Raw genomic sequence first — 20,518 nt, forward strand, 5'->3', positions numbered from 1 at the left:
ACAGTATTAAATCCTATTTTTGACATAAATTAAATAATCACATTAATGAGCATATAAATAATAAAGAAAAGCGAAAGGAGATGGATGTAATGCCAGAGCCTTCATGGAAAATCAGTCAAATCCGTCAACAAATAGCCATCATTGATGGTAAAGAAGCACCTAATTTAGTAATTAAAAACGCGCGTTATTTACATGGCATATATAAACAATGGATCCAGGGGAATATTTGGATTGATAAAGATCGTATTATATACGCAGGGTCTAAAATGCCTCCAAACACAGCGACAACAGAGATTGTTGATGCTGAGGGACAGACGATTGTTCCAGGTTACATTGAACCACATGTTCATCCATTTCAGCTTTATAATCCCCAATCCTTTGCGGATTATGCAGCGCAACGTGGAACGACGACGTTTCTATCCGACAACTTAATGCTATTTTTAGCAATTAAAAACAAGAAAGCGTTTTCAATTTTAGAACAATTAAAGCAGCTACCGTTCTCATTTTACTGGTGGGCGCGATTTGATTCGCAAACGGAGCTTGAAAATGAACATGATTTATTTACGACAAAAGCAATTAATGATTGGCTTGAACGAACAGATGTCATGCTAGGTGGGGAGTTAACAGGCTGGCCAAGATTACTTGCAGGCGATGACCAAATGCTGTATTGGCTAAAACTCGCAAAAGCACATGGCAAAAAAATTGAAGCACATTTACCGGGTGCATCTGAAAGAACATTGGCTCGTATGAAACTATTTGGTGCTGATGGGGACCATGAATCAATGACTTTAAAAGAAGTGGAAAATCGCATTTTACATGGATATGCAGTGACTTTACGTCATTCATCCATCCGTCCAGATTTACCAATACTTTTGAATGATATTGTTGAGAAGAAATTGAATATTTTTGATCACTTAATGATGACAACAGATGGTGCTACACCTTCATTCCATAGAGATGGTGTGATGGACAAATGCATTCAAGTAGCCCTTGATGCGGGTGTGGCACCGATTGATGCCTATCAAATGGCATCTTACAATGTTGCGCGCTACTATAATATGAGTAATTTACACGGACTTATTGCAACAGGACGGTATGCTACTCTGAACTTTTTAGAAAATGAATTTAATCCAGTACCAGTCAGTGTATTATCAAAAGGTGTTTGGTTAAAACGAGACAATAAAAAGGAATTCACTCTACCAACTATCGATTGGACGGCAATGGGCACTCTCGACTTGAAATTTGACTTATCTGATGATGACTTCCAATTTTCGATGCCATTTGGAATTCAATTGGTAAATGATGTTATTACAAAACCATATAGCGTATCAGTTCATACGAATGAAGGTAAACTTCACACGGACCACGATGAATGCTATTTAATGTTAGTGGATAAAAATGGAAAATGGCGTGTAAATACTTTGATAAAAGGTTTCGCGACACATCTCCAAGGATTTGCATCCTCTTATTCAAGTACTGGCGATATAATTTTAATAGGAAAAGATACAAAAGATATGTTAATAGCCTTTAATGAAATGAAAAAAATGAAGGGCGGTATCGTAATTGTTGAAAATGGACGAGTTTTAGAAAGCTTACCACTTTCAATTGGAGGAGGATTATCCGCTGAGCCTGTTGAAGTATTAATAGAGCAAGAATTAGCTCTAAAGAAGGCATTACAAGAGCGAGGCTATCATCTTGGTGATGCTATTTATACTTTGCTATTTTTACAATCTACACATTTACCTTATATTCGGATTACTCAACGCGGTATTTTCGATGTGATGAAGAAAACCGTTCTATTCCCGTCCGTTATGAGATAGGAGGAAGTCTTTTGAAAAAGAAGTTGATGGTGGGATTACTAGTACTAGGCGTTTTATTGGTTGGATGTTCTAAAGAGAAAGAAGAAAAAGAAGTAAAGAAGGAACCAGAAAAAACAGAAGTACAAGCGGAAGTAGAAGTTGAGAAAAAGACTTATTTCACACCGTTTACTGGATTAGAAGTAGAGCAAAAACCAAAGATGCGTCCTGTGATGGTGACGATTAATAATCATCCGCAAGCACGTCCTCAATCTGGTCTAACATCGGCTGACCTAGTTTATGAGATGGTAGCTGAAGGAAATATTACACGTTTGCTTGCAGTATTCCAAAGTGAGTTGCCTGAGAATATGGGGCCGATAAGAAGTGCAAGAGATTATTTTGTGGATCTAGCAAAAGGTTTAGATGCATTTTATATTGCACATGGATATAGTCCAGAGGCGAGAAGGATGCTAAGTGCTGGTGTAGTAGATAATATTAATGGGATGCAATATGATGGTTCATTATTTAAACGTTCAACTGATCGAGTAGCACCACACAACTCCTATATTTCAGAAAAAAATGTAAAGTTAGGATTTGAAAAGGTAGGGGCTGCATTAAAAATGCACAAAAAAGTACCTTTCTCTTTTTATGAGTCTGCTGAAGATGTTAAAATAGAAAAGTATATTGCAAAAGTAGATATTCGTTTTGGTGTTGATGAACAATTCCATAACACATATACTTTTAATGAAGACAGTAAATTATATGAACGTCAATCTGGCGGCGTTGTTACAAAGGATTTATTAAACGATGAATCTGTACAAGTTGCCAATGTATTATTCTTTGAAGTGAATCAAAGTACTGTTGATCAAAAGGGACGTCAAGCGCTAGATTTAACTTCAGGTGGAAATGGTTATGTCTTTCAAGCTGGGCAAAAGTTAGATATCGAATGGCGAAATGTAGATGGTGTATTAGCGCCATATGCAGATGATCAGCCTGTCAAATTAGTGCCTGGTAAGTCATGGATTCATCTCGTACCTTCCAATCCTGGATTAGCAAAAGCGGTCACATATGAACCTTAATGAGGAAAGGGGGAATGAAGCATGCAAATTGAAAAAATTAAAGGTCATCAAACAGAACAACTATTTAAAGCGGTTTTGGAGTTAAATGACATAGAAGAATGCTATAAATTCTTTGATGATTTATGTACAATAAGTGAAATCCAATCTCTAGCACAACGTTTTGAAGTAGCGCATTTATTACGCTTGAAAAAAACGTATGAAACAATCAAAAAGGAAACAGGTGCTTCTACAGCAACAATTTCTCGTGTACGTCGTTGTTTCGATTACGGAAATGATACATACGATGAAATGCTTGGTCGCCTTTATCCAGATGAAAAACCTTTTCTAGCTCCTAAAGACTGAGAAGTTGTTTAGCAAATATAATGAAACCGACTGAGCAGATGTCTGTTCAGTTTTTTTCTTGTGAAATAAATTCCAGATAAATTCTTTCTAGCCTTTACGAATATTCAATGGAGAGCACGTTTGACTAATGTATACTGGTAATTAGAGAAAAACTTGGTTGCTCTTTGATTAAATCAAATAGATATTAATATTACAGATAGGTGGGTTAAAATGGAGTTTCAAAATTGGCGTCATGTATTTAAAGTTGATCCGGCAAAACCAATGACAGATGAAGTGCTAGAGCAGATATGCGAATCAGGCACAGATGCAATAATTGTTGGTGGTACAGATAATGTGACAATCGATAATGTATTAGATTTATTGGTAAGAATACGTCGTTTTACAGTGCCAGTTGTTTTAGAAATTTCTAATTTAGAATCTGTTACACCAGGCTTTGATTATTACTTTATACCAACAGTATTAAATAGTAGTAACACCACATGGGTAAAAGATTTACATCATCAAGCGATTAAAGAATACGGCGATATCATGATGTGGGATGAGCTTTTTGCAGAAGGCTATTGCATATTAAATGCAGATTGTAAAGCTGCAAAAGTGACGGAGGCAAATACTGAGTTAGATGCAGAAGACGTAGTTGCTTATGCAAGAATGGCTGAAAATCTGTTCAATTTACCTATTTTTTATCTAGAATATAGTGGCATTTACGGGAATCCTAATATAGTAAAAGATGTTCAAGCAGTTCTAGAAAATACACGATTATTTTACGGTGGAGGGATTTCCAACGCTGAACAAGCAAAGGAAATGGCTCAATCAGCTAATACCGTCGTAATTGGCAATATTATTTATGAAGATTTAAAAGCGGCGCTTAGTACAGTAAAAGCCGTGAAAGAATTATAAAACTATAGTATAATCAAGAACAAATGTTTGTATTGTAAAAAGGTGGTGCGTTATGGAACAACTAACGAATAATTTATTAAAAGGAATGAACCCTGAACAGGCAGAAGCTGTGAAAACAACAGAAGGTCCATTGCTAATAATGGCCGGAGCTGGATCAGGGAAAACGCGAGTACTAACTCATCGTATTGCGTATTTAGTAATTGAAAAAAAGGTGTATCCTTCGAAAATATTAGCCATCACATTCACGAATAAAGCAGCTCGTGAAATGAGAGAACGTATCGATGGTTTACTAGGCAACGGCACGGGTGCTCAAATGTGGGTATCTACATTCCACTCAATGTGTGTTCGAATTTTGCGCCGTGATATCGATCGTATTGGCTACAACAAAAACTTCTCCATTCTAGATACAACGGATCAATTAACGGTAATTAAAAACGTTTTGAAAGAGTTAAACATAGATCCTAAACGTCATGATCCACGCTCTATGTTAAATGCGATTAGTTCTGCGAAAAACGAATGTATCGATGTTGAAACATATAAAGCGCAAGTGAGCTCAACAAACCCATATGAAAAAACTGTGGCAGATGTATATGAAAGTTATCAAAGACGCTTGCGAAAAAACCAATCGTTAGATTTTGATGATTTAATTATGATTACTATTCGTCTATTCCAACAGGTACCTGAAGTACTAGAATATTACCAAAATCGATTCCAATATATTCACGTGGATGAATATCAAGATACGAACCATTCTCAATATCAATTAGTTCAAATGCTAGCGAAGAAATTCCAAAACATTTGTGTTGTTGGTGACTCTGACCAATCCATTTATCGTTGGCGCGGAGCAGATATTCAAAATATTTTATCTTTTGAAAAGGACTACCCTAAAGCAAAAGCAATCATGTTAGAGCAGAATTACCGCTCATCTGCACGCATCCTTCAAGCGGCTAATGACGTCATAAAAAATAACTCAAGCCGCTATCCAAAAGAACTTCGTACGGAAAATGCTGAAGGTGAGAAAATTGCTATTTCTCGTTCTTATGACGAAAAACAAGAAGCACAATTTGTCGTGCAAACAATTCAAGAAATAATGTTAAAAGAGAATCGTTCACTCGATGATTTTGCAATTCTTTACCGCACAAATGCACAATCACGTGCAATGGAAGAAGTACTTGTGAAGTCGAACATGGCTTATACAATTGTTGGTGGTACGAAGTTCTATGATCGAAAAGAGATAAAGGATTTACTAGCATACTTACGTTTAATTGCTAATAATGATGATGATTTATCTTTAGCGCGAATTATTAACGAACCAAAGCGTAGTATTGGTGCGACTTCTTTTGATCGTATGGCACAATTTGCATTCGAACAAGATCGTTCTATTTTTGATGCATTAAGAGAAGTTGATTTTATGGGCTTGCCTGCAAGAGCAGCTAACGCAGCAGCAAAATTCCATGCTATGATTTCGGACTTTACGAGAATGCAGGAATTTTTGTCTGTGACAGAACTAGTTGAGCAAGTACTCGAAAAGTCAGGCTATCGTGAGATGCTCAAAACGGAAAAAACGATTGAAGCAGAAAGCCGCTTAGAGAATATCGATGAATTCTTAACAGTTACAAAAGCATTTGAAGCTCAAAGTGATGATAAAACGCTTGTTGCCTTTTTAACTGATTTAGCACTTATAGCAGACATTGATTCACTTGATAAAGAGGATGAGTCTAAAGGTAGCATCGTATTAATGACAATGCACTCTGCAAAAGGTTTAGAATTCCCAGTCGTGTTCATTATCGGAATGGAAGAAAATATTTTCCCACACTCACGTTCATTGCAAGATGAAGATGAAATGGAAGAGGAGCGTCGACTTGCTTATGTAGGTATCACACGTGCTGAGCAGAAACTATTCTTAACTTGTGCACAATCGCGTACTATTTTCGGACGTAGCAGCTATAACAATCCATCGCGATTCTTACAGGAAATTGATAATGGAATTATTGAAGATGTTTCTGCTAACAATAGCAATAGTAGTGCAAGTGCTGGACGTTCACCACGTCAGTCTGGATTTGTTACATCAACAGCACAGACAACTCGTACAGTAGTGACAAAACCTGCTTATACACAATCTGGTGGAGAAAAGCTTGGCTGGGCTTCTGGCGACAAAGCATCTCATAAAAAATGGGGTGTAGGTACAGTTGTTAGTGTCCGTGGTGAAGGAGAAAATGTTGAGTTAGATATTGCATTCCCAAGCCCAACAGGTATTAAACGATTATTAGCAAAATTTGCGCCTATCGAAAAAGTATAGGAGCAGTTGCGGAGGAGAATGAATGGACAAAATACAACTGGAAAAGCGTGTAGCTGAACTCAATGATCTTCTTCATGAATATGGACATGCCTATTATGTGCTGGATAAACCGGTTGTTCCAGATGCAATTTACGATCAATTATTAAATGAACTAATTGCAATTGAACAAGAAAATCCGGATTTAATCTATCCGGACTCACCTACACAACGAGTAGGAGGGGAAATATTACAAGGTTTCCGCAAGGTTACACATGACTATCCAATGCTTAGTCTTTCGAATGCTTTTAACGAAGCAGACTTGAATGACTTCGATCGTAGAGCTCGCACTATTATCGGTGACAATTTTAATTATATTTGTGAATTGAAAATCGATGGTTTAGCGATTTCGCTTCGGTACGAAAATGGCGTTTTTGTTGTAGGGTCAACACGTGGTGATGGTCAAATTGGTGAGGATATTACAGAAAACTTAAAAACGGTTCGTTCTATTCCGTTGCGTTTAAAAGAATCCGTTTCCATTGAAGCACGTGGAGAATGTTATATGCCAAAACGCTCTTTCACAAATTTAAATAAAGCACGTGCTGAAAAGGGCGAAGAATTATTTGCAAACCCTCGTAATGCAGCTGCTGGATCACTTCGTCAACTAGATCCTAAAATTGCAGCGAGTCGTAATTTATCGACCTTCATTTATGCTATTGGAGGTAGCGGTGAGGCTTACAATTTAGACAGTCATAGTGAAGCATTAGATTACATGGATACATTAGGATTCCATACAAATCATGAACGCAGAGCATGCAAGGATATTAAAGAAGTAATGGCTTATATCGAAGAGTGGACTGAAAAACGTCCAGAATTACCTTACGAAATTGATGGAATCGTTATTAAAGTAAACCGTTATGACCAGCAAGAGGAGTTAGGTTACACAGCGAAAAGTCCACGTTGGTCTATCGCATATAAATTCCCAGCTGAAGAGGTAGTCACTAAAGTTTTAGACGTAGATTTGACTATTGGTCGTACAGGTGTTGTTACCCCTACAGCTATACTAGAACCAGTTCTTGTAGCAGGGACAACTGTTGGGCGTGCAACATTGCATAATGAGGATATTATTCGCGAAAAGGATATCCGAATCGGAGATCAAGTTATTATCCGTAAAGCCGGTGATATCATCCCTGAGGTTGTATCCGTATTGTTTGATCAACGTAGTGAAGATTCGGTTCCTTATGAAATGCCAACACATTGCCCAGCTTGTGATAGTGAGCTTATACGTTTAGAAGGTGAAGTAGCACTTCGCTGTGTAAACCCACAATGTTTCGCTCAAATTTCAGAAGGTATGGCTCATTTTGTCTCACGAAATGCCATGAATATCGATGGTTGCGGTGAAAAAGTTGTAGAGCAATTATTAAAATCTGATCTCGTAAAAGATGTATCAGACCTATATAAATTAAAAGTAGAAGATTTAGTTCAATTAGAGCGTATGGGCGAAAAATCAGCAAATAATCTAGTGACAGCTATTGAAAACTCGAAAGAAAATTCAATGGAGCGCTTATTATTTGGCTTAGGTATTCGGCACGTTGGTGCAAAAGCAGCGCGCGTATTATCTGAAGAATTTGGTTCTATGCAGAATTTAATGAAAGCAACAACAAACGAACTTGTGAATGTAAATGATATTGGTGAGAAAATGGCCGAATCATTGCTTTCTTATTTTGAGAATGAAGAAGTTCAAGCATTGATACAAAGGCTTTCTGATGCAGGTGTGAACATGGACTTTAAAGGTAAAAAAGTAAATGTTACTGACATAGAGAGTATATTTTCAGGAAAAACAGTTGTTTTAACCGGTAAATTAGAACAATTGACACGACAAGATGCAAAAGAGAAAATAGAACAGTTAGGCGGTACAGTTACTGGAAGTGTAAGTAAAAAAACAGACCTAGTAATCGCCGGAGAAGAAGCAGGCTCCAAACTAGCAAAAGCCGAACAACTTGGCATTGAAGTTTGGGATGAAAACCGCCTTCTTCAAGAATTAACTGTGTAAAGGAGATCAAGATCATGAAACGACTTCGCTGGATACCGGCGATGATTGTTGTCACCATGCTTGCAGGTTGCGTTCCATCATTAAAGAATGACACGGAAGTAGTACAAAGCGATGCTAAAGACAAGGAAGAAGCAACGATCATTCCTAATATGCAAATTGATGACCAATACTATCGTACTCTTTTACCTTATAAAGCAAGTGCAAGTAGAGGTTTGATTGTTTCAAACATTTATTCGAAATATGATATTACTGAAGCAGAAAGTGGACTATTACGCTTATCTCAAAACGCATTTGACCCAGGAAAGTACTTTTTCCAAGAGGGGCAGTATATTGATAAGGAAACTGCCTCTTCATGGCTTGCGCGTAGTTCCCAAACAGATGATGGTTTAAACCCTGCTACTAACAAGAGTATGTCGCCAACAGAACGTGCTAAAAAGGCTCCTATCTATTTGGCGCATATCGTAGAACAAAACTATCTTGAAAAAGCAGGGAAAAATAAAGTGAAGCTTGCTGGTGTTTCAATCGGTTTGGCTCTTAACTCTATTTACTATTATCAAAAAGAAGATTATGGTGCAACATATGAAGAACAAATACCTGAACAGGCATTAACAAAACAGGGTGAAAAAATTGCTGCTCAAATCATCCAACGATTACGTCAAAAAGAGGGACTAGAAAATGTGCCAATGGTTGTTGGACTATTTAAACAGCAAAGTCGTAGCTCCATTGTTCCAGGTACATATATCTCTTACGGTATTGTAGATGAGGGATCTAATAAAATCTCAGAGTGGAAATCGATTAAAGAGGAATATGTGTTGTTCCCAACAAATGATAGTGAAGAAAATTACCGTGAAATGAATCAATATTTTAAATTCTTTAAACAAGATATTGAAAAGTACTTCTCTAACTATACAAATGTTATTGGAACAGGCTTCTATCAAGATAATAAAATTAAAAAGTTAAACATAGATATTCCAATTAAATTTTACGGTACTTCTGAAATTGTTGGTTTCACACAATTCATGGCTGGTGCAGTAATTGATCAATTCCCTAAAGGATTAAAGGTCGAAGTTAATGTAACTTCTGTCAACGGACCAGAGGCATTAGTAGTAAAAGAAGCTAATTCAAGTGAGCCATATGTTCATATATATAATGATTAGTTTTTAATAGAAAGAGTGCGACAAATCTGTCGCACTCTTTTACTTTAGTAGAAAGTATGAAAATCATACTTATTTGTGTCGATAAATTGTATAATCTGAAGGTAGTCAATTATCTCTATTCATTTTGCTATAATGAATTATGAGGATAGTAAGGTTGATAATAAAGGAAAGAAAAGCCTTTATTTTCAAGCGTTTGGCGTCACTTTAGCGAAAAGTATCGCCTTGCATAAATATTACTAAAAATGATATTATTATCGGTATGGTTATTGAATTCGGAGGTGTGAAGAATGGCGAATATTACAAAAGAAGAAGTTAAGCACGTTGCTAACTTAGCTCGTCTAGCTATTACAGAAGCTGAAGCTGAAAAGTTTGCACAACAATTAGGTGCGATTACTAAATTTGCAGAGCAACTTAATGAATTAGATACTACTAATGTTGAACCAACAACACATGTCTTACCACTTGTAAACGTTTTACGTGAAGACGTTGCAGTGAAAGGTTTAGATCGTGAAGTTATGATGTTAAACGTAAAAGAACATGTAGACGGTTTAGTTAAAGTACCACCAATCATTACAGAATAATAGTCAGTAAGGAGGGCCACATATGACATTGTTTACAAAATCAGCACAAGAGTTACAAGAACTTTTAAAAACAAAAGAAATCTCAATCGCTGACTTAACAGAAGAAGCTTACAAACGTGTAGCTGCACTAGATGGTGAAGTAGGCGCGTTTTTAGCATTAAATGAAGAAAAAGCAACAGCACAAGCAAAAGAAATGGATGTAGTTCCTTTTGAAGAAAGAGGACCACTATTCGGTCTACCTATCGGTGTTAAAGACAATATCGTTACTGAAGGCTTAGAAACAACTTGTGCAAGTAAAATTCTAGAAGGCTTCAACCCAATCTATGACGCAACGGTTGTCAATAAATTACGTGAAGCTGGAATGGTAACAATCGGTAAATTGAACATGGATGAATTTGCAATGGGTTCTTCAAATGAAAACTCAGGCATCAAACCAGTTCGTAACCCATGGAGTCTTGACCGCGTACCTGGTGGATCTTCAGGTGGTTCAGCAGCAGCTGTAGCAGCAGGAGAAGTACCATTTTCATTAGGTTCTGATACAGGTGGTTCAATTCGTCAACCAGCTTCATTCTGTGGTGTTGTTGGGATGAAACCAACTTATGGTCGTGTATCTCGTTACGGTTTAGTAGCATTCGCTTCTTCACTTGATCAAATCGGTCCAATTACTCGTAATGTACGAGACAATGCATTATTACTTGAAGCAATCTCAGGTGTGGATGCTAACGATTCAACTTCAGCAAACGTTGAAGTACCAAGCTTTGTAGAAGCTCTTACTGGTGATGTGAAAGGTCTTCGTATCGCTGTACCTAAAGAATATTTAGGTGAAGGTGTTGGAGAAGCGGCACGTCAATCAGTTCTTGATGCACTTAAAGTATTAGAAGCTCAAGGCGCAACTTGGGAAGAAGTATCACTTCCTCACTCAAAATATGCATTAGCAGCATATTACATCCTTTCTTCTTCTGAAGCATCTTCAAACTTATCACGTTTTGACGGTATCCGTTTCGGTTTCCGCGCTGAAAACGTTACAAACCTAGAAGAACTTTACAAAGAAACTCGTGCTCAAGGTTTCGGAGATGAAGTAAAACGTCGTATCATGCTTGGAACGTATTCATTAAGTGCAGGTACTTATGATGCTTACTACAAAAAAGCACAACAAGCTCGTACATTAATCAAAGAAGATTTCGATAAAGTTTTCGAAGAATTTGATGTAATTCTAGGGCCTACAACTCCAACTCCAGCATTCAAAATTGGAGAAAATGTTGAAGATCCTATGACAATGTACGCTAACGATATTTTAACGATTCCTATTAACTTAGCAGGTGTACCAGCTATCTCAATTCCATGTGGATTTGAAGATGGTCTACCACTTGGTTTACAAATTATTGGTAAATACTTCGACGAAACTACAATTTACCGTGTGGCAGATGCTTTCGAAAAAGCAACTGAATTCCACAAAGAAACTCCTCAAATTTGGGAGGTAAAATAACATGAACTTTGAAACAGTCATTGGTTTAGAAGTACACGTAGAGTTAAAAACAAACTCTAAAATCTTTTCTGGTTCACCAAACCACTTTGGTGCTGAACCAAATACAAACACAACAGTAATTGACCTAGGTTACCCAGGTGTTTTACCAGTTGTAAACAAAAACGTTGTAGATTACGCAATTCGTGCATCTCTAGCACTTAATATGGAAATCGAACAACATACTAAATTCGACCGTAAAAACTATTTCTACCCTGATAATCCGAAAGCTTACCAAATTTCACAATTTGATAAACCAATCGGTAAAAACGGATGGGTTGATATTGAAGTAAACGGTGAGAAAAAACGTATTGGTATTACTCGTCTTCATATGGAAGAAGATGCGGGTAAACTTACTCATGGTAAAAACAGCTCTCTAGTTGACTTTAACCGTCAAGGTACACCACTTGTGGAAATCGTATCTGAACCAGATATCCGTACTCCAGAAGAGGCATACGCTTACCTTGAGCAAATCAAATCAATCATCCAATATACAGGTGTATCTGACTGTAAAATGGAAGAAGGCTCACTTCGTTGTGATGCCAATATCTCAATCCGTCCATACGGCCGAGATGAATTCGGTACAAAAACTGAATTGAAAAACTTAAATTCATTCAACTTCGTTCGCCGTGGTCTTGAGTTTGAAGAAAAACGCCAAGCAGCTGTATTAAATGCCGGCGGTGTCATCGAGCAAGAAACTCGTCGTTTCGATGAAAAAACAGGTAAAACAATCCTTATGCGTGTAAAAGAAGGCGCGGACGATTACCGTTACTTCCCAGAGCCAGACTTAGTTGATATCGTAATCGACGATGCATGGTTACAACGCGTAAAAGATGAAATCCCTGAATTACCAGCAGCTCGTAAAGTTCGATATGTTGAAGAACTAGGCTTAACAGCATATGATGCAGGCGTTTTAACATTGCAAAAAGACATCGCAGATTTCTTTGAAGCAACAGTAGCGGCTGGAGCAGACGCTAAACTTGCTTCTAACTGGTTAATGGGTGAAGTATCTGCTTACTTAAATGCAGAACAAAAAGAATTAAAAGATACTGCTTTAACACCAGAAGGACTAGCAGGTATGGTTAAATTAATCTCTGCAGGTACAATTTCTTCTAAAATCGCTAAAAAAGTTTTCAAAGAGCTAGTTGAAAACGGTGGCGATGCAGAAAAAATCGTTAAAGATAAAGGTCTTGTTCAACTTTCTGATCCAACAGCTTTACTTAAAATTGTTACAGAAACTTTGGACAACAACCAACAATCAATTGAAGACTTCAAAAACGGTAAAGATCGTGCAATTGGCTTCTTAGTAGGTCAAATCATGAAAGCAACTAAAGGACAAGCTAACCCACCAATGGTTAACAAAATCCTTCTTGAAGAAATCAACAAACGCTAATTTAAAACTTTCAAAGACTGCTTGGGCATCCGTGCCTCAAGCAGTCTTTTTTTGCTATAGTAGAGAAAAAGTAAGGGGGCATTCATATGGAAACACTTAGTCGTTCTGAAAGCATCATTTATGCTTTTGATAAAAATCACGAGCCTATTAAAATGATTTCATCAGGTACAACAATTCGTATCGAAACTTTCGATTGCTTTCAAAATCAAGTGACATCTGAGGCGGATAAGATAGAACAATTAGCATGGGATCAAACGAATCCTGCAACTGGGCCTATTTATATTGAAGAAGCGATGCCTGGGGACATTTTAAAAGTCAAAATTGATAAAATTGAAATCGGCTCACAAGGTGTGATGATGACCTTGCCAAATGAAGGTACATTAGGACATCGTTTGACTGAATCGACGATCAAAATTTTGCCGATAAAAGATGACCATGTGTTCTTAAACGACATTAAATTACCTATTAATAAGATGATTGGCGTTATCGGTGTTGCACCTAAAGAAGAAGCAATTAATTGTGGCACACCTGGCCCACATGGGGGGAATATGGATAATAAAATGATTACAGAGGGCGCAATTTTATATCTCCCTGTTTTCGTTGAAGGTGCATTATTTGGTCTTGGTGATTTCCATGCTGCAATGGGTGATGGGGAAATTGGTGTTACGGGTGTTGAAGTAGAAGGAGCAGCGACAGTTACATTAGAGGTGTTAAAAGGAGAGACAATAGAACAACCTTTACTAGAAAATGAAGAAGTGTTTACACAAATTGCTTCTGCCAAAACATTAGATGAAGCAAGCAGACTTGCAACGGAGTTAATGGCTAATAGAATTGTACAAAAAACAGGACGATCACTAGCCGAAGTTACCATGTTATTAAGTGCGGCTGGTCAAATTGAAATTTGCCAGATAGTCGATCCACTCATGACAGTGCGCTTCGTTTTATCAAAATCAATACTAACTCAATATAATACAAAGTTAATTTAAAACGAGTAGTAGCGGAGTAACAACATCTTATTTGAGATATGCATGTTTAGAACTTTGCCAAAAATTCATAAAACATTTACACTATTTTCAAGGAGGTTTTACATATGAAAACTGAACAACAATATTTTGACGAAGCAATTTCAATTCAAGATTATATGGATAGTATGACAACGCATAAGGATAACAGCTTTAAAGTTTATAATAATTACCAACTGCCTGAGGATGAAGAGTTTATTTCATTACTTGCATCTAAAAAACCACATATTCTAACGATAACTGAAGACTGGTGTGGTGATGCGATGATGAACAATCCAATCATCCGTAAAATTGCAGAGGCAGCTAATTTAGAAATGCGTTGTGTTTACCGTGATCAAAATTTAGAGTTAATGGATCAATATTTAACAAATGGTGGTCGCTCTATTCCTGTTTATATTATTTTAAGTGAAGCAGGAGAAGTGATTGGAAAATGGGGACCTCGTGCACCACAATTACAAGAATATGTGTTAGCAAACAAAGCCAAACTACCTTCACAGGATGATCCAACATTTACAGAGAAACAAAAGGAATTATTCGCAGGTATTACTGAAGAGAATGCTTCAAATGAAGAGTTTTGGGGCTGGGTGTATGATGATTTCCGTAAAGTTATAACAGACACTTTAAAATAAAACCGTCATTTGCACAATAAGGATGATTCTGTATAATGGGATTGAAAGCTTTTCATATTTGGATGGCATCAAATTGGAATTTTGATATCACATTACAAAAAATAAAGGGCTGCCTAACGTATTTAATATAAACGTTGAGACAGCCTATTTTGAGCCTTAAGTACTTTTGGGAACATTCCACAGAATTTTTCCGTTAACATAATTAGAAAATTGTAGAGCAAAGAAGGTAATGATATGAAACGAGCACGAATCATTTATAATCCCACATCGGGTAGAGAAATTTTCAAAAAGCATCTACCTGAAGTATTAGAAAAATTAGAAGTCGCCGGCTATGAAGCCTCTTGTCATGCTACTACCTGTGCAGGCGATGCAACTACTGCTGCAAAGGCAGCGGTTGAGCGTAAATTTGATGTGATCATTGCTGTAGGTGGAGATGGGACATTAAACGAAGTTGTCGCCGGGGTTAGTGAGTTTGAAGAGAGACCTAAAATTGGGTTAATACCGATGGGGACAACAAATGACTTTGCACGTGCGGTACATATTCCACGAGATATAAAGCAAGCTGTAGATATTATTATTAAAGGTGATACTATTCCAGTGGATGTAGGATTAGTGAATGATCGTCATTTTATCAATATTGCTGGCGGCGGTCGTATTACTGAACTGACTTACGAAGTACCTAGTAAGCTAAAAACAATTATTGGACAACTGGCTTATTATTTAAAAGGAATAGAGATGCTACCGTCTATAAAAGCTTCTAAAATGCGTATTGAATACGATGGAGAAGTATTTGAAGATGAAGCAATGATGTTCTTAATCGGCTTAACAAACTCAGTAGGCGGATTTGAAAAATTATCACCAAACTCAAGTATTAATGATGGCTACTTCTCCATGTTTATTTTGAAAAAATGTAATATCGCTGATTTTATCAAACTTGTTTCACTTGCAGTTCGTGGGGAACATTTTAAAGACCCACATGTTATCCATGCAAAGGCTAGTCATGTGAAAGTGACTTCGGATGAAGTAGTACAGTTAAATTTAGATGGTGAATACGGTGGAGATATTCCTGCTGAATTTAGAAATTTAAAAAGACATATTGAAGTCTTTGTACCAATTGATGATATTAGAGAACAAGATAGACCATAATATAATGAATGTTTTAAGACTAGAAGCCATGCTGCTTTCTAGTCTTTTCTTTTATTTAAAACGTGAAATGCAAATTCTTTGCTCAAGATAAATATCAATTCACATTTTGAACATTCTTTTATCATATTTTGAACATGAATACGTGATAAATCTGTCACGTTCGGAAGTTAGAATACCGGTTGCTATGGGTATAATAATAAGTAAGGGAGAGTGCGCTATGTATAAAACACATGAGAAGAAACTAATCTGGTTAAGCTTTATCGTAGCAGGTATTATGCTGCTGTCACTCGTCGGACGTATTTTCGGAAGCTGAGGAGGAACAATCATGGAAAATGAAAGTGCTGTATTTTTTAGCCGTGTCTTAACGGAGCTTACATTATCTTTCCATATCATTTACGCTACGATTGGCGTAGGTGTCCCATTGATGATTATGATTGCACAATGGGTAGGGATTAAGAAGAATGATGAGCATTATATTTTACTGGCAAGGCGTTGGGCGCGTGGATTCGTTATTACCGTTGCAGTTGGTGTAGTAACAGGTACCGCTATCGGTTTGCAGTTATCGCTACTATGGCCTAACTTCATGCAGCTAGCAGGTAATGTTATTGCATTACCACTCTTTATGGAGACATTTGCGTTTTTCTTTGAAGCAATTTTCTTAGGTATTTATTTATACACTTGGGACCGTTTTGAAAATCAAAAGAAACATTTACTATTATTAATTCCTGTTGCAATTGGTGCATCGATGTCAGCAGTCTTTATAACAATTGTGAATGCATTTATGAACGCACCACAAGGCTTTGATGTCGTAGATGGTCAGCTCGTTAATATACAACCAATTTTAGCGATGTTAAACCCAGCAATGCCAACTAAAGTAGCACATGTTGTCGTAACAGCCTACATGACAGCAGCTTTTGTTTTAGCAGCTATTGCAGCATTTAAAATGCTTAAAGGTTCAACGCACGTTTATCACAAAAAAGCATTGTTCTTATTAATGAAAGTTGGTTTAGTATTTGCTGTTGCATCAGCAATCATTGGAGATTTCTCTGCAAAATACTTAGTAGAATATCAACCAGAAAAATTAGCAGCAGCAGAGTGGCATTTTGAAACTGAGAAAAATGCTCCACTTGTTCTATTTGGTGTAACCGATGGTGAAGAAGTGAAGTATGCCATTAAAGTGCCTTATGCTTTAAGCTTTTTAGCACATTCAAATCCTACAGCTGAGGTTATTGGGTTAAATGAATTTCCAGAAGATGAAACACCACCACTTTACATTCACTACTTGTTCGATACGATGGTCATGATCGGTATGTTCATGGTATTAGTGTCAGCAGCGTATGTATTAGGTAAAATTCGTGGCTGGTCATTTGTAAGTACTAAATGGTTCCGCTGGGTCATTGTTGCAGGTGGGCCGTTATCTATTATTGCCATTGAAGCTGGCTGGTGGCTTGCAGAAGTTGGTCGCCAACCATGGATTTTAAGAAAGTATATGAAGGTAGCAGAAGCTGCAACAACAAGTGATCATGTGGACATTATGTTGATATTATTCTGTGGCTTATATATTGTTTTAGGTGTTGGTAGCGTCGTTGTACTTCGTCGTATGTTCCGTCACAATCCAATTGAACAAGAAATTGAAGATCGCAAAGCTGAAAAAGGCGGTGACTTCTCATGACATTAGAAATTCTAGGGATTTCCGTATTGTGGCTGTTTTTATTAGGCTATTTAATAATCGGTTCGATTGACTTTGGTGCAGGATTTTTCAATGCTTATGGTGTATTAACAGGGCGACAACATATTTTAACGAATATTATTCAACGTTATTTGTCACCAGTCTGGGAAGTAACGAATGTATTCTTAGTATTCTTTTTCGTAGGAGTTGTTGGTTTCTTCCCGAAAACAGCTTTTTATTACGGAACAACATTACTCGTACCAGCAAGTATTGCGATTATTCTCCTTGCCATTCGTGGTAGTTATTACGCTTTTGAATCGTATGGGTCACGGGGACATAAAGGTTATTCGTTTATGTACGGAGCGGCAGGATTGTTAATCCCAGCTTCATTATCAGTAGTGTTAACGATTTCTGAAGGGGGCTTTGTATCGATGGTGAATGATAATCCAGTGCTAGATTATCATGCATTATTCACAAGCCCATTAACTTGGAGTATAGTCGTGTTGGCAATAGCGGCTGTTCTATATATATCAGCGGTATTTTTAACTTGGTATGCAGATAAAGCTGGAGATCGAAAAGCTACAAAGCTTCTAAGAAAATACGCGCTCATTTGGGCAGGTCCATTAGCAATTTCTGTTATTGGGATTATGTTTGAGTTAAGTAAACATAACGTCGAACATTTTAATCGCATGATTGATATTGGCTGGATGTTCGGCCTGTCAGCAATCATGTTTGTCATTACAGTATGGTTTATTTGGAAGCAACAGCATTATAGCTGGGCACTAGGCTTACTTATTGGTCAATTTGCTTTAGCATTTTTTGCATACGGTATCTCACATTACCCATATTTACTTTACCCATACTTGACTATATATGATAGCTTTACGAATCCAGCAATGGCAACCGCTTTAGTAGTTGCTTTCGTGCTAGGATTATTACTGTTAATCCCATCAATATATTTACTCATGAAGTTATTCTTATTCAACAAAGATTATATTCGAGGGAAAAAAGACCATCATGCATAAGGGAGGATTTTCAGAATGGTTAATTTTCTAATTTTCTATGCACCATTTATTGTTTTAGCAGCATCCATTGCCGTAGCCTTCTTTGTAGCATTAAAAGATGGGCCAGTTACGAAAGGTGAATAATTAACTTTTTAAATCCAAGTGTCGATTTTGGCATTTGGATTTTTTCTGCATCTAGCTTCGTGTACCACACCATCGAGGTCGCTTCGAACACTCATATGAAGTCAAAAAGCAACTTCATATGAGTGTCCTCCACCGCTTGACGGCACTCTGCGCTTTTGTTCCTTCTAAGAGGTCATGGTACAATAGAAGAACTGAAATGGAGGAAGTACGAAAATGACAGCACCAGTAAAGAAAAATGACCGTTTGACGGTTTATATAGAAGACTTAACACATGACGGAGCAGGCGTTGCGAAAATCGATGGTTACCCACTTTTTATACAAGGTGGGCTGCCTGATGAAACTGCTGAAGTCCATGTATTAAAAACATTAAAAAACTACGGCTTCGCAAAAATTATCGACATTACAGAACCTTCACCTGATCGCGTCGCAGCACCATGCCCTGTATTTGCACAATGTGGGGGTTGTCAGCTACAGCACTTATCATACGAAGGTCAATTGAAATGGAAAGAAAAAATGGTCCGTAATGTTATGACACGTATCGGTAAGATTGACGCACCAGTGTTATCTGTTAAAGGTATGGACAATCCATGGAATTATCGCAATAAAGCTCAGATTCCATTTGGCTTAAACGGCGAAGCACCGATTGCAGGTTTTTACAAAACAAAATCACATGATATCGTTGATACAGATCGTTGCCTAATCCAAACAGCAGAAGCAGACGCCATTTTAGAAGGCTTAAAACCACGCCTTTGGAAGTTAGGTATCAAACCATATGATGAGCACACAGGACAAGGTATGCTACGCCATGTAGTAGTACGCAAAGGCCGTGCAACAAATGAAGTAATGGTAGTACTTGTAACGAAAAAGCGCAAATTCCCGCAAGCTGAAGCAGCAGTGGAACTGATCAAGCAACTCGTACCAAATGTAACATCAATTATGCAAAATATTAATGGTGAAAAAACAAACGTTATCTTCGGTAATGAAACGTTGAAACTTTGGGGCAATGACACCATTGAAGATACAATTGGCGACGTACGCTTCGAAATTTCAGCGCGTTCATTCTATCAAGTAAACCCAGAGCAAACAGAAGTGCTTTATAAGCAAGCTTTAGATTACGCAGACCTAAAAGGGGACGAAACAGTGATCGATGCTTACTGTGGCATTGGTTCAATTTCATTATTCCTAGCACAAAAAGCGAAATCTGTAATGGGTGTGGAAATTGTACCGCAAGCAATTGAAGATGCAAAACGTAACGCTGAACTGAATGGCTTTACAAATACGTATTTCGAGGCAGGTCCAGCAGAAGAAGTCATTCCACGCTGGTACAAAGAAGGCAAAACAGCAGACGTTTTAGTAGTCGATCCACCACGCAAAGGTTGCGACGAAGCATTGTTAAATACAATTTTAGAGCAACGTCCAAAACGTGTTGTGTATGTATCTTGTAACCCAGCTACATTGGCAAGAGATTTAAGGATCTTAGAAGATGGTGGCTATAAAACACAGGAAGTGCAACCTGTGGATATGTTCCCACATACGGCTCATTGCGAAGCTGTTGCGTGGTTGGAATTAGTATAGTAAAGCAAAAATAGACTCTTGCTACATGAAATAAAGTTGTGCAAACCATGTGGATAAAGAATGGATAGAAAAGGGGGTATCCCTATCTCTCCATCCTTTATCCACTTTTTTGTAAGTGAAGTGCAGATTGAGAAGAAGATGAGAAATATCATATATGAGACGTGATAAAATCCAAGATTCAAACTTTATATTGGATTTATTGAATAAAAAACCTCTGACCAAATTCAAATCATA

17 protein-coding genes are annotated in these 20,518 nt (G+C 37.4%); all 17 read left to right on the forward strand.

The window, feature by feature from the left end; genetic code table 11:
- Window positions 1-89: 89 nt before the first annotated feature.
- The 17 genes from MKY02_RS02435 to rlmD all read left to right on the forward strand — a co-directional run bounded on the left by MKY02_RS02435 (window position 90) and on the right by rlmD (window position 20,284).
- Complete coding sequence (locus tag MKY02_RS02435; RefSeq protein WP_076035156.1) at window positions 90-1,820, forward strand: adenine deaminase C-terminal domain-containing protein; 1,731 nt, start codon at window positions 90-92, stop codon at window positions 1,818-1,820.
- An 11-nt stretch (window positions 1,821-1,831) separates the two neighbouring features.
- Window positions 1,832-2,875, forward strand: a complete 1,044-nt coding sequence (locus MKY02_RS02440) for a DUF3048 domain-containing protein (RefSeq protein WP_246832153.1) — start codon at window positions 1,832-1,834, stop codon at window positions 2,873-2,875.
- Window positions 2,876-2,896: 21 nt separating this feature from the next.
- Entirely contained in the window at window positions 2,897-3,217 is a 321-nt protein-coding gene (locus tag MKY02_RS02445; RefSeq protein WP_038178690.1) for a YerC/YecD family TrpR-related protein, read from the forward strand.
- Window positions 3,218-3,427: 210 nt separating this feature from the next.
- On the forward strand, window positions 3,428-4,114 hold the full coding sequence (locus MKY02_RS02450) for a heptaprenylglyceryl phosphate synthase (protein WP_038178684.1): 687 nt from the start codon (window positions 3,428-3,430) through the stop codon (window positions 4,112-4,114).
- Between the two features lie 52 nt (window positions 4,115-4,166).
- Complete coding sequence (pcrA, locus tag MKY02_RS02455) at window positions 4,167-6,413, forward strand: DNA helicase PcrA (RefSeq protein ID WP_038178683.1); 2,247 nt, start codon at window positions 4,167-4,169, stop codon at window positions 6,411-6,413.
- Between the two features lie 22 nt (window positions 6,414-6,435).
- The gene (gene ligA, locus MKY02_RS02460; RefSeq protein WP_038178681.1) at window positions 6,436-8,442 is read left to right on the forward strand and encodes an NAD-dependent DNA ligase LigA; all 2,007 of its coding nucleotides are present in this window, start codon (window positions 6,436-6,438) and stop codon (window positions 8,440-8,442) included.
- 14 nt (window positions 8,443-8,456) lie between these two features.
- Window positions 8,457-9,599, forward strand: coding sequence for a CamS family sex pheromone protein (locus MKY02_RS02465; RefSeq protein ID WP_038178679.1), 1,143 nt, complete (start codon window positions 8,457-8,459; stop codon window positions 9,597-9,599).
- Window positions 9,600-9,886: 287 nt separating this feature from the next.
- On the forward strand, window positions 9,887-10,180 hold the full coding sequence (gene gatC, locus MKY02_RS02470) for an Asp-tRNA(Asn)/Glu-tRNA(Gln) amidotransferase subunit GatC (protein WP_038178678.1): 294 nt from the start codon (window positions 9,887-9,889) through the stop codon (window positions 10,178-10,180).
- Between the two features lie 22 nt (window positions 10,181-10,202).
- On the forward strand, window positions 10,203-11,666 hold the full coding sequence (gene gatA / locus MKY02_RS02475) for an Asp-tRNA(Asn)/Glu-tRNA(Gln) amidotransferase subunit GatA (RefSeq protein WP_340710571.1): 1,464 nt from the start codon (window positions 10,203-10,205) through the stop codon (window positions 11,664-11,666).
- 1 nt (window position 11,667) lies between these two features.
- On the forward strand, window positions 11,668-13,095 hold the full coding sequence (gene gatB / locus MKY02_RS02480) for an Asp-tRNA(Asn)/Glu-tRNA(Gln) amidotransferase subunit GatB (protein ID WP_053418878.1): 1,428 nt from the start codon (window positions 11,668-11,670) through the stop codon (window positions 13,093-13,095).
- An 86-nt stretch (window positions 13,096-13,181) separates the two neighbouring features.
- Window positions 13,182-14,081 carry an acetamidase/formamidase family protein gene (locus MKY02_RS02485; protein ID WP_076035153.1) on the forward strand — a complete coding sequence of 300 codons (900 nt, stop codon included), beginning with the start codon at window positions 13,182-13,184 and terminating at the stop codon, window positions 14,079-14,081.
- 104 nt (window positions 14,082-14,185) lie between these two features.
- Window positions 14,186-14,746: a thioredoxin family protein gene (locus tag MKY02_RS02490; protein ID WP_038178669.1), complete on the forward strand. Its 561-nt coding sequence runs from the start codon at window positions 14,186-14,188 to the stop codon at window positions 14,744-14,746.
- 234 nt (window positions 14,747-14,980) lie between these two features.
- Window positions 14,981-15,892 carry a diacylglycerol kinase gene (locus tag MKY02_RS02495; protein WP_038178667.1) on the forward strand — a complete coding sequence of 304 codons (912 nt, stop codon included), beginning with the start codon at window positions 14,981-14,983 and terminating at the stop codon, window positions 15,890-15,892.
- 325 nt (window positions 15,893-16,217) lie between these two features.
- A complete protein-coding gene (locus MKY02_RS02500; protein ID WP_038178665.1) occupies window positions 16,218-17,564 on the forward strand; it encodes a cytochrome ubiquinol oxidase subunit I in 1,347 nt (448 codons plus the stop codon).
- Window positions 17,561-18,586 (forward strand): cytochrome d ubiquinol oxidase subunit II, encoded by a 1,026-nt coding sequence (locus tag MKY02_RS02505; protein ID WP_076065923.1) that lies wholly within the window; start codon window positions 17,561-17,563, stop codon window positions 18,584-18,586. The genes MKY02_RS02500 and MKY02_RS02505 overlap by 4 nt, the downstream gene beginning before the upstream one ends.
- A gap of 15 nt (window positions 18,587-18,601) precedes the next feature.
- A complete protein-coding gene (cydS, locus tag MKY02_RS21990; protein WP_390011768.1) occupies window positions 18,602-18,709 on the forward strand; it encodes a cytochrome bd oxidase small subunit CydS in 108 nt (35 codons plus the stop codon).
- Window positions 18,710-18,922: 213 nt separating this feature from the next.
- Entirely contained in the window at window positions 18,923-20,284 is a 1,362-nt protein-coding gene (gene rlmD, locus MKY02_RS02510) for a 23S rRNA (uracil(1939)-C(5))-methyltransferase RlmD (protein WP_340710573.1), read from the forward strand.
- Window positions 20,285-20,518 lie beyond the last annotated feature (234 nt).

This window comes from Viridibacillus sp. FSL R5-0888, from assembly GCF_038009105.1.
GTDB classification, from domain to species: domain Bacteria; phylum Bacillota; class Bacilli; order Bacillales_A; family Planococcaceae; genus Viridibacillus; species Viridibacillus arenosi.

Coding starts and splice junctions, on each gene's coding strand:
- MKY02_RS02435 (WP_076035156.1), top strand. CDS start 90: ATGCCAGAGCCTTCATGGAAAATCAGTCAAATCCGTCAACAAATAGCC.
- MKY02_RS02445 (WP_038178690.1), top strand. CDS start 2,897: ATGCAAATTGAAAAAATTAAAGGTCATCAAACAGAACAACTATTTAAA.
- MKY02_RS02450 (WP_038178684.1), top strand. CDS start 3,428: ATGGAGTTTCAAAATTGGCGTCATGTATTTAAAGTTGATCCGGCAAAA.
- pcrA (WP_038178683.1), top strand. CDS start 4,167: ATGGAACAACTAACGAATAATTTATTAAAAGGAATGAACCCTGAACAG.
- ligA (WP_038178681.1), top strand. CDS start 6,436: ATGGACAAAATACAACTGGAAAAGCGTGTAGCTGAACTCAATGATCTT.
- MKY02_RS02465 (WP_038178679.1), top strand. CDS start 8,457: ATGAAACGACTTCGCTGGATACCGGCGATGATTGTTGTCACCATGCTT.
- gatC (WP_038178678.1), top strand. CDS start 9,887: ATGGCGAATATTACAAAAGAAGAAGTTAAGCACGTTGCTAACTTAGCT.
- gatA (WP_340710571.1), top strand. CDS start 10,203: ATGACATTGTTTACAAAATCAGCACAAGAGTTACAAGAACTTTTAAAA.
- gatB (WP_053418878.1), top strand. CDS start 11,668: ATGAACTTTGAAACAGTCATTGGTTTAGAAGTACACGTAGAGTTAAAA.
- MKY02_RS02485 (WP_076035153.1), top strand. CDS start 13,182: ATGGAAACACTTAGTCGTTCTGAAAGCATCATTTATGCTTTTGATAAA.
- MKY02_RS02490 (WP_038178669.1), top strand. CDS start 14,186: ATGAAAACTGAACAACAATATTTTGACGAAGCAATTTCAATTCAAGAT.
- MKY02_RS02495 (WP_038178667.1), top strand. CDS start 14,981: ATGAAACGAGCACGAATCATTTATAATCCCACATCGGGTAGAGAAATT.
- MKY02_RS02500 (WP_038178665.1), top strand. CDS start 16,218: ATGGAAAATGAAAGTGCTGTATTTTTTAGCCGTGTCTTAACGGAGCTT.
- MKY02_RS02505 (WP_076065923.1), top strand. CDS start 17,561: ATGACATTAGAAATTCTAGGGATTTCCGTATTGTGGCTGTTTTTATTA.
- cydS (WP_390011768.1), top strand. CDS start 18,602: ATGGTTAATTTTCTAATTTTCTATGCACCATTTATTGTTTTAGCAGCA.
- rlmD (WP_340710573.1), top strand. CDS start 18,923: ATGACAGCACCAGTAAAGAAAAATGACCGTTTGACGGTTTATATAGAA.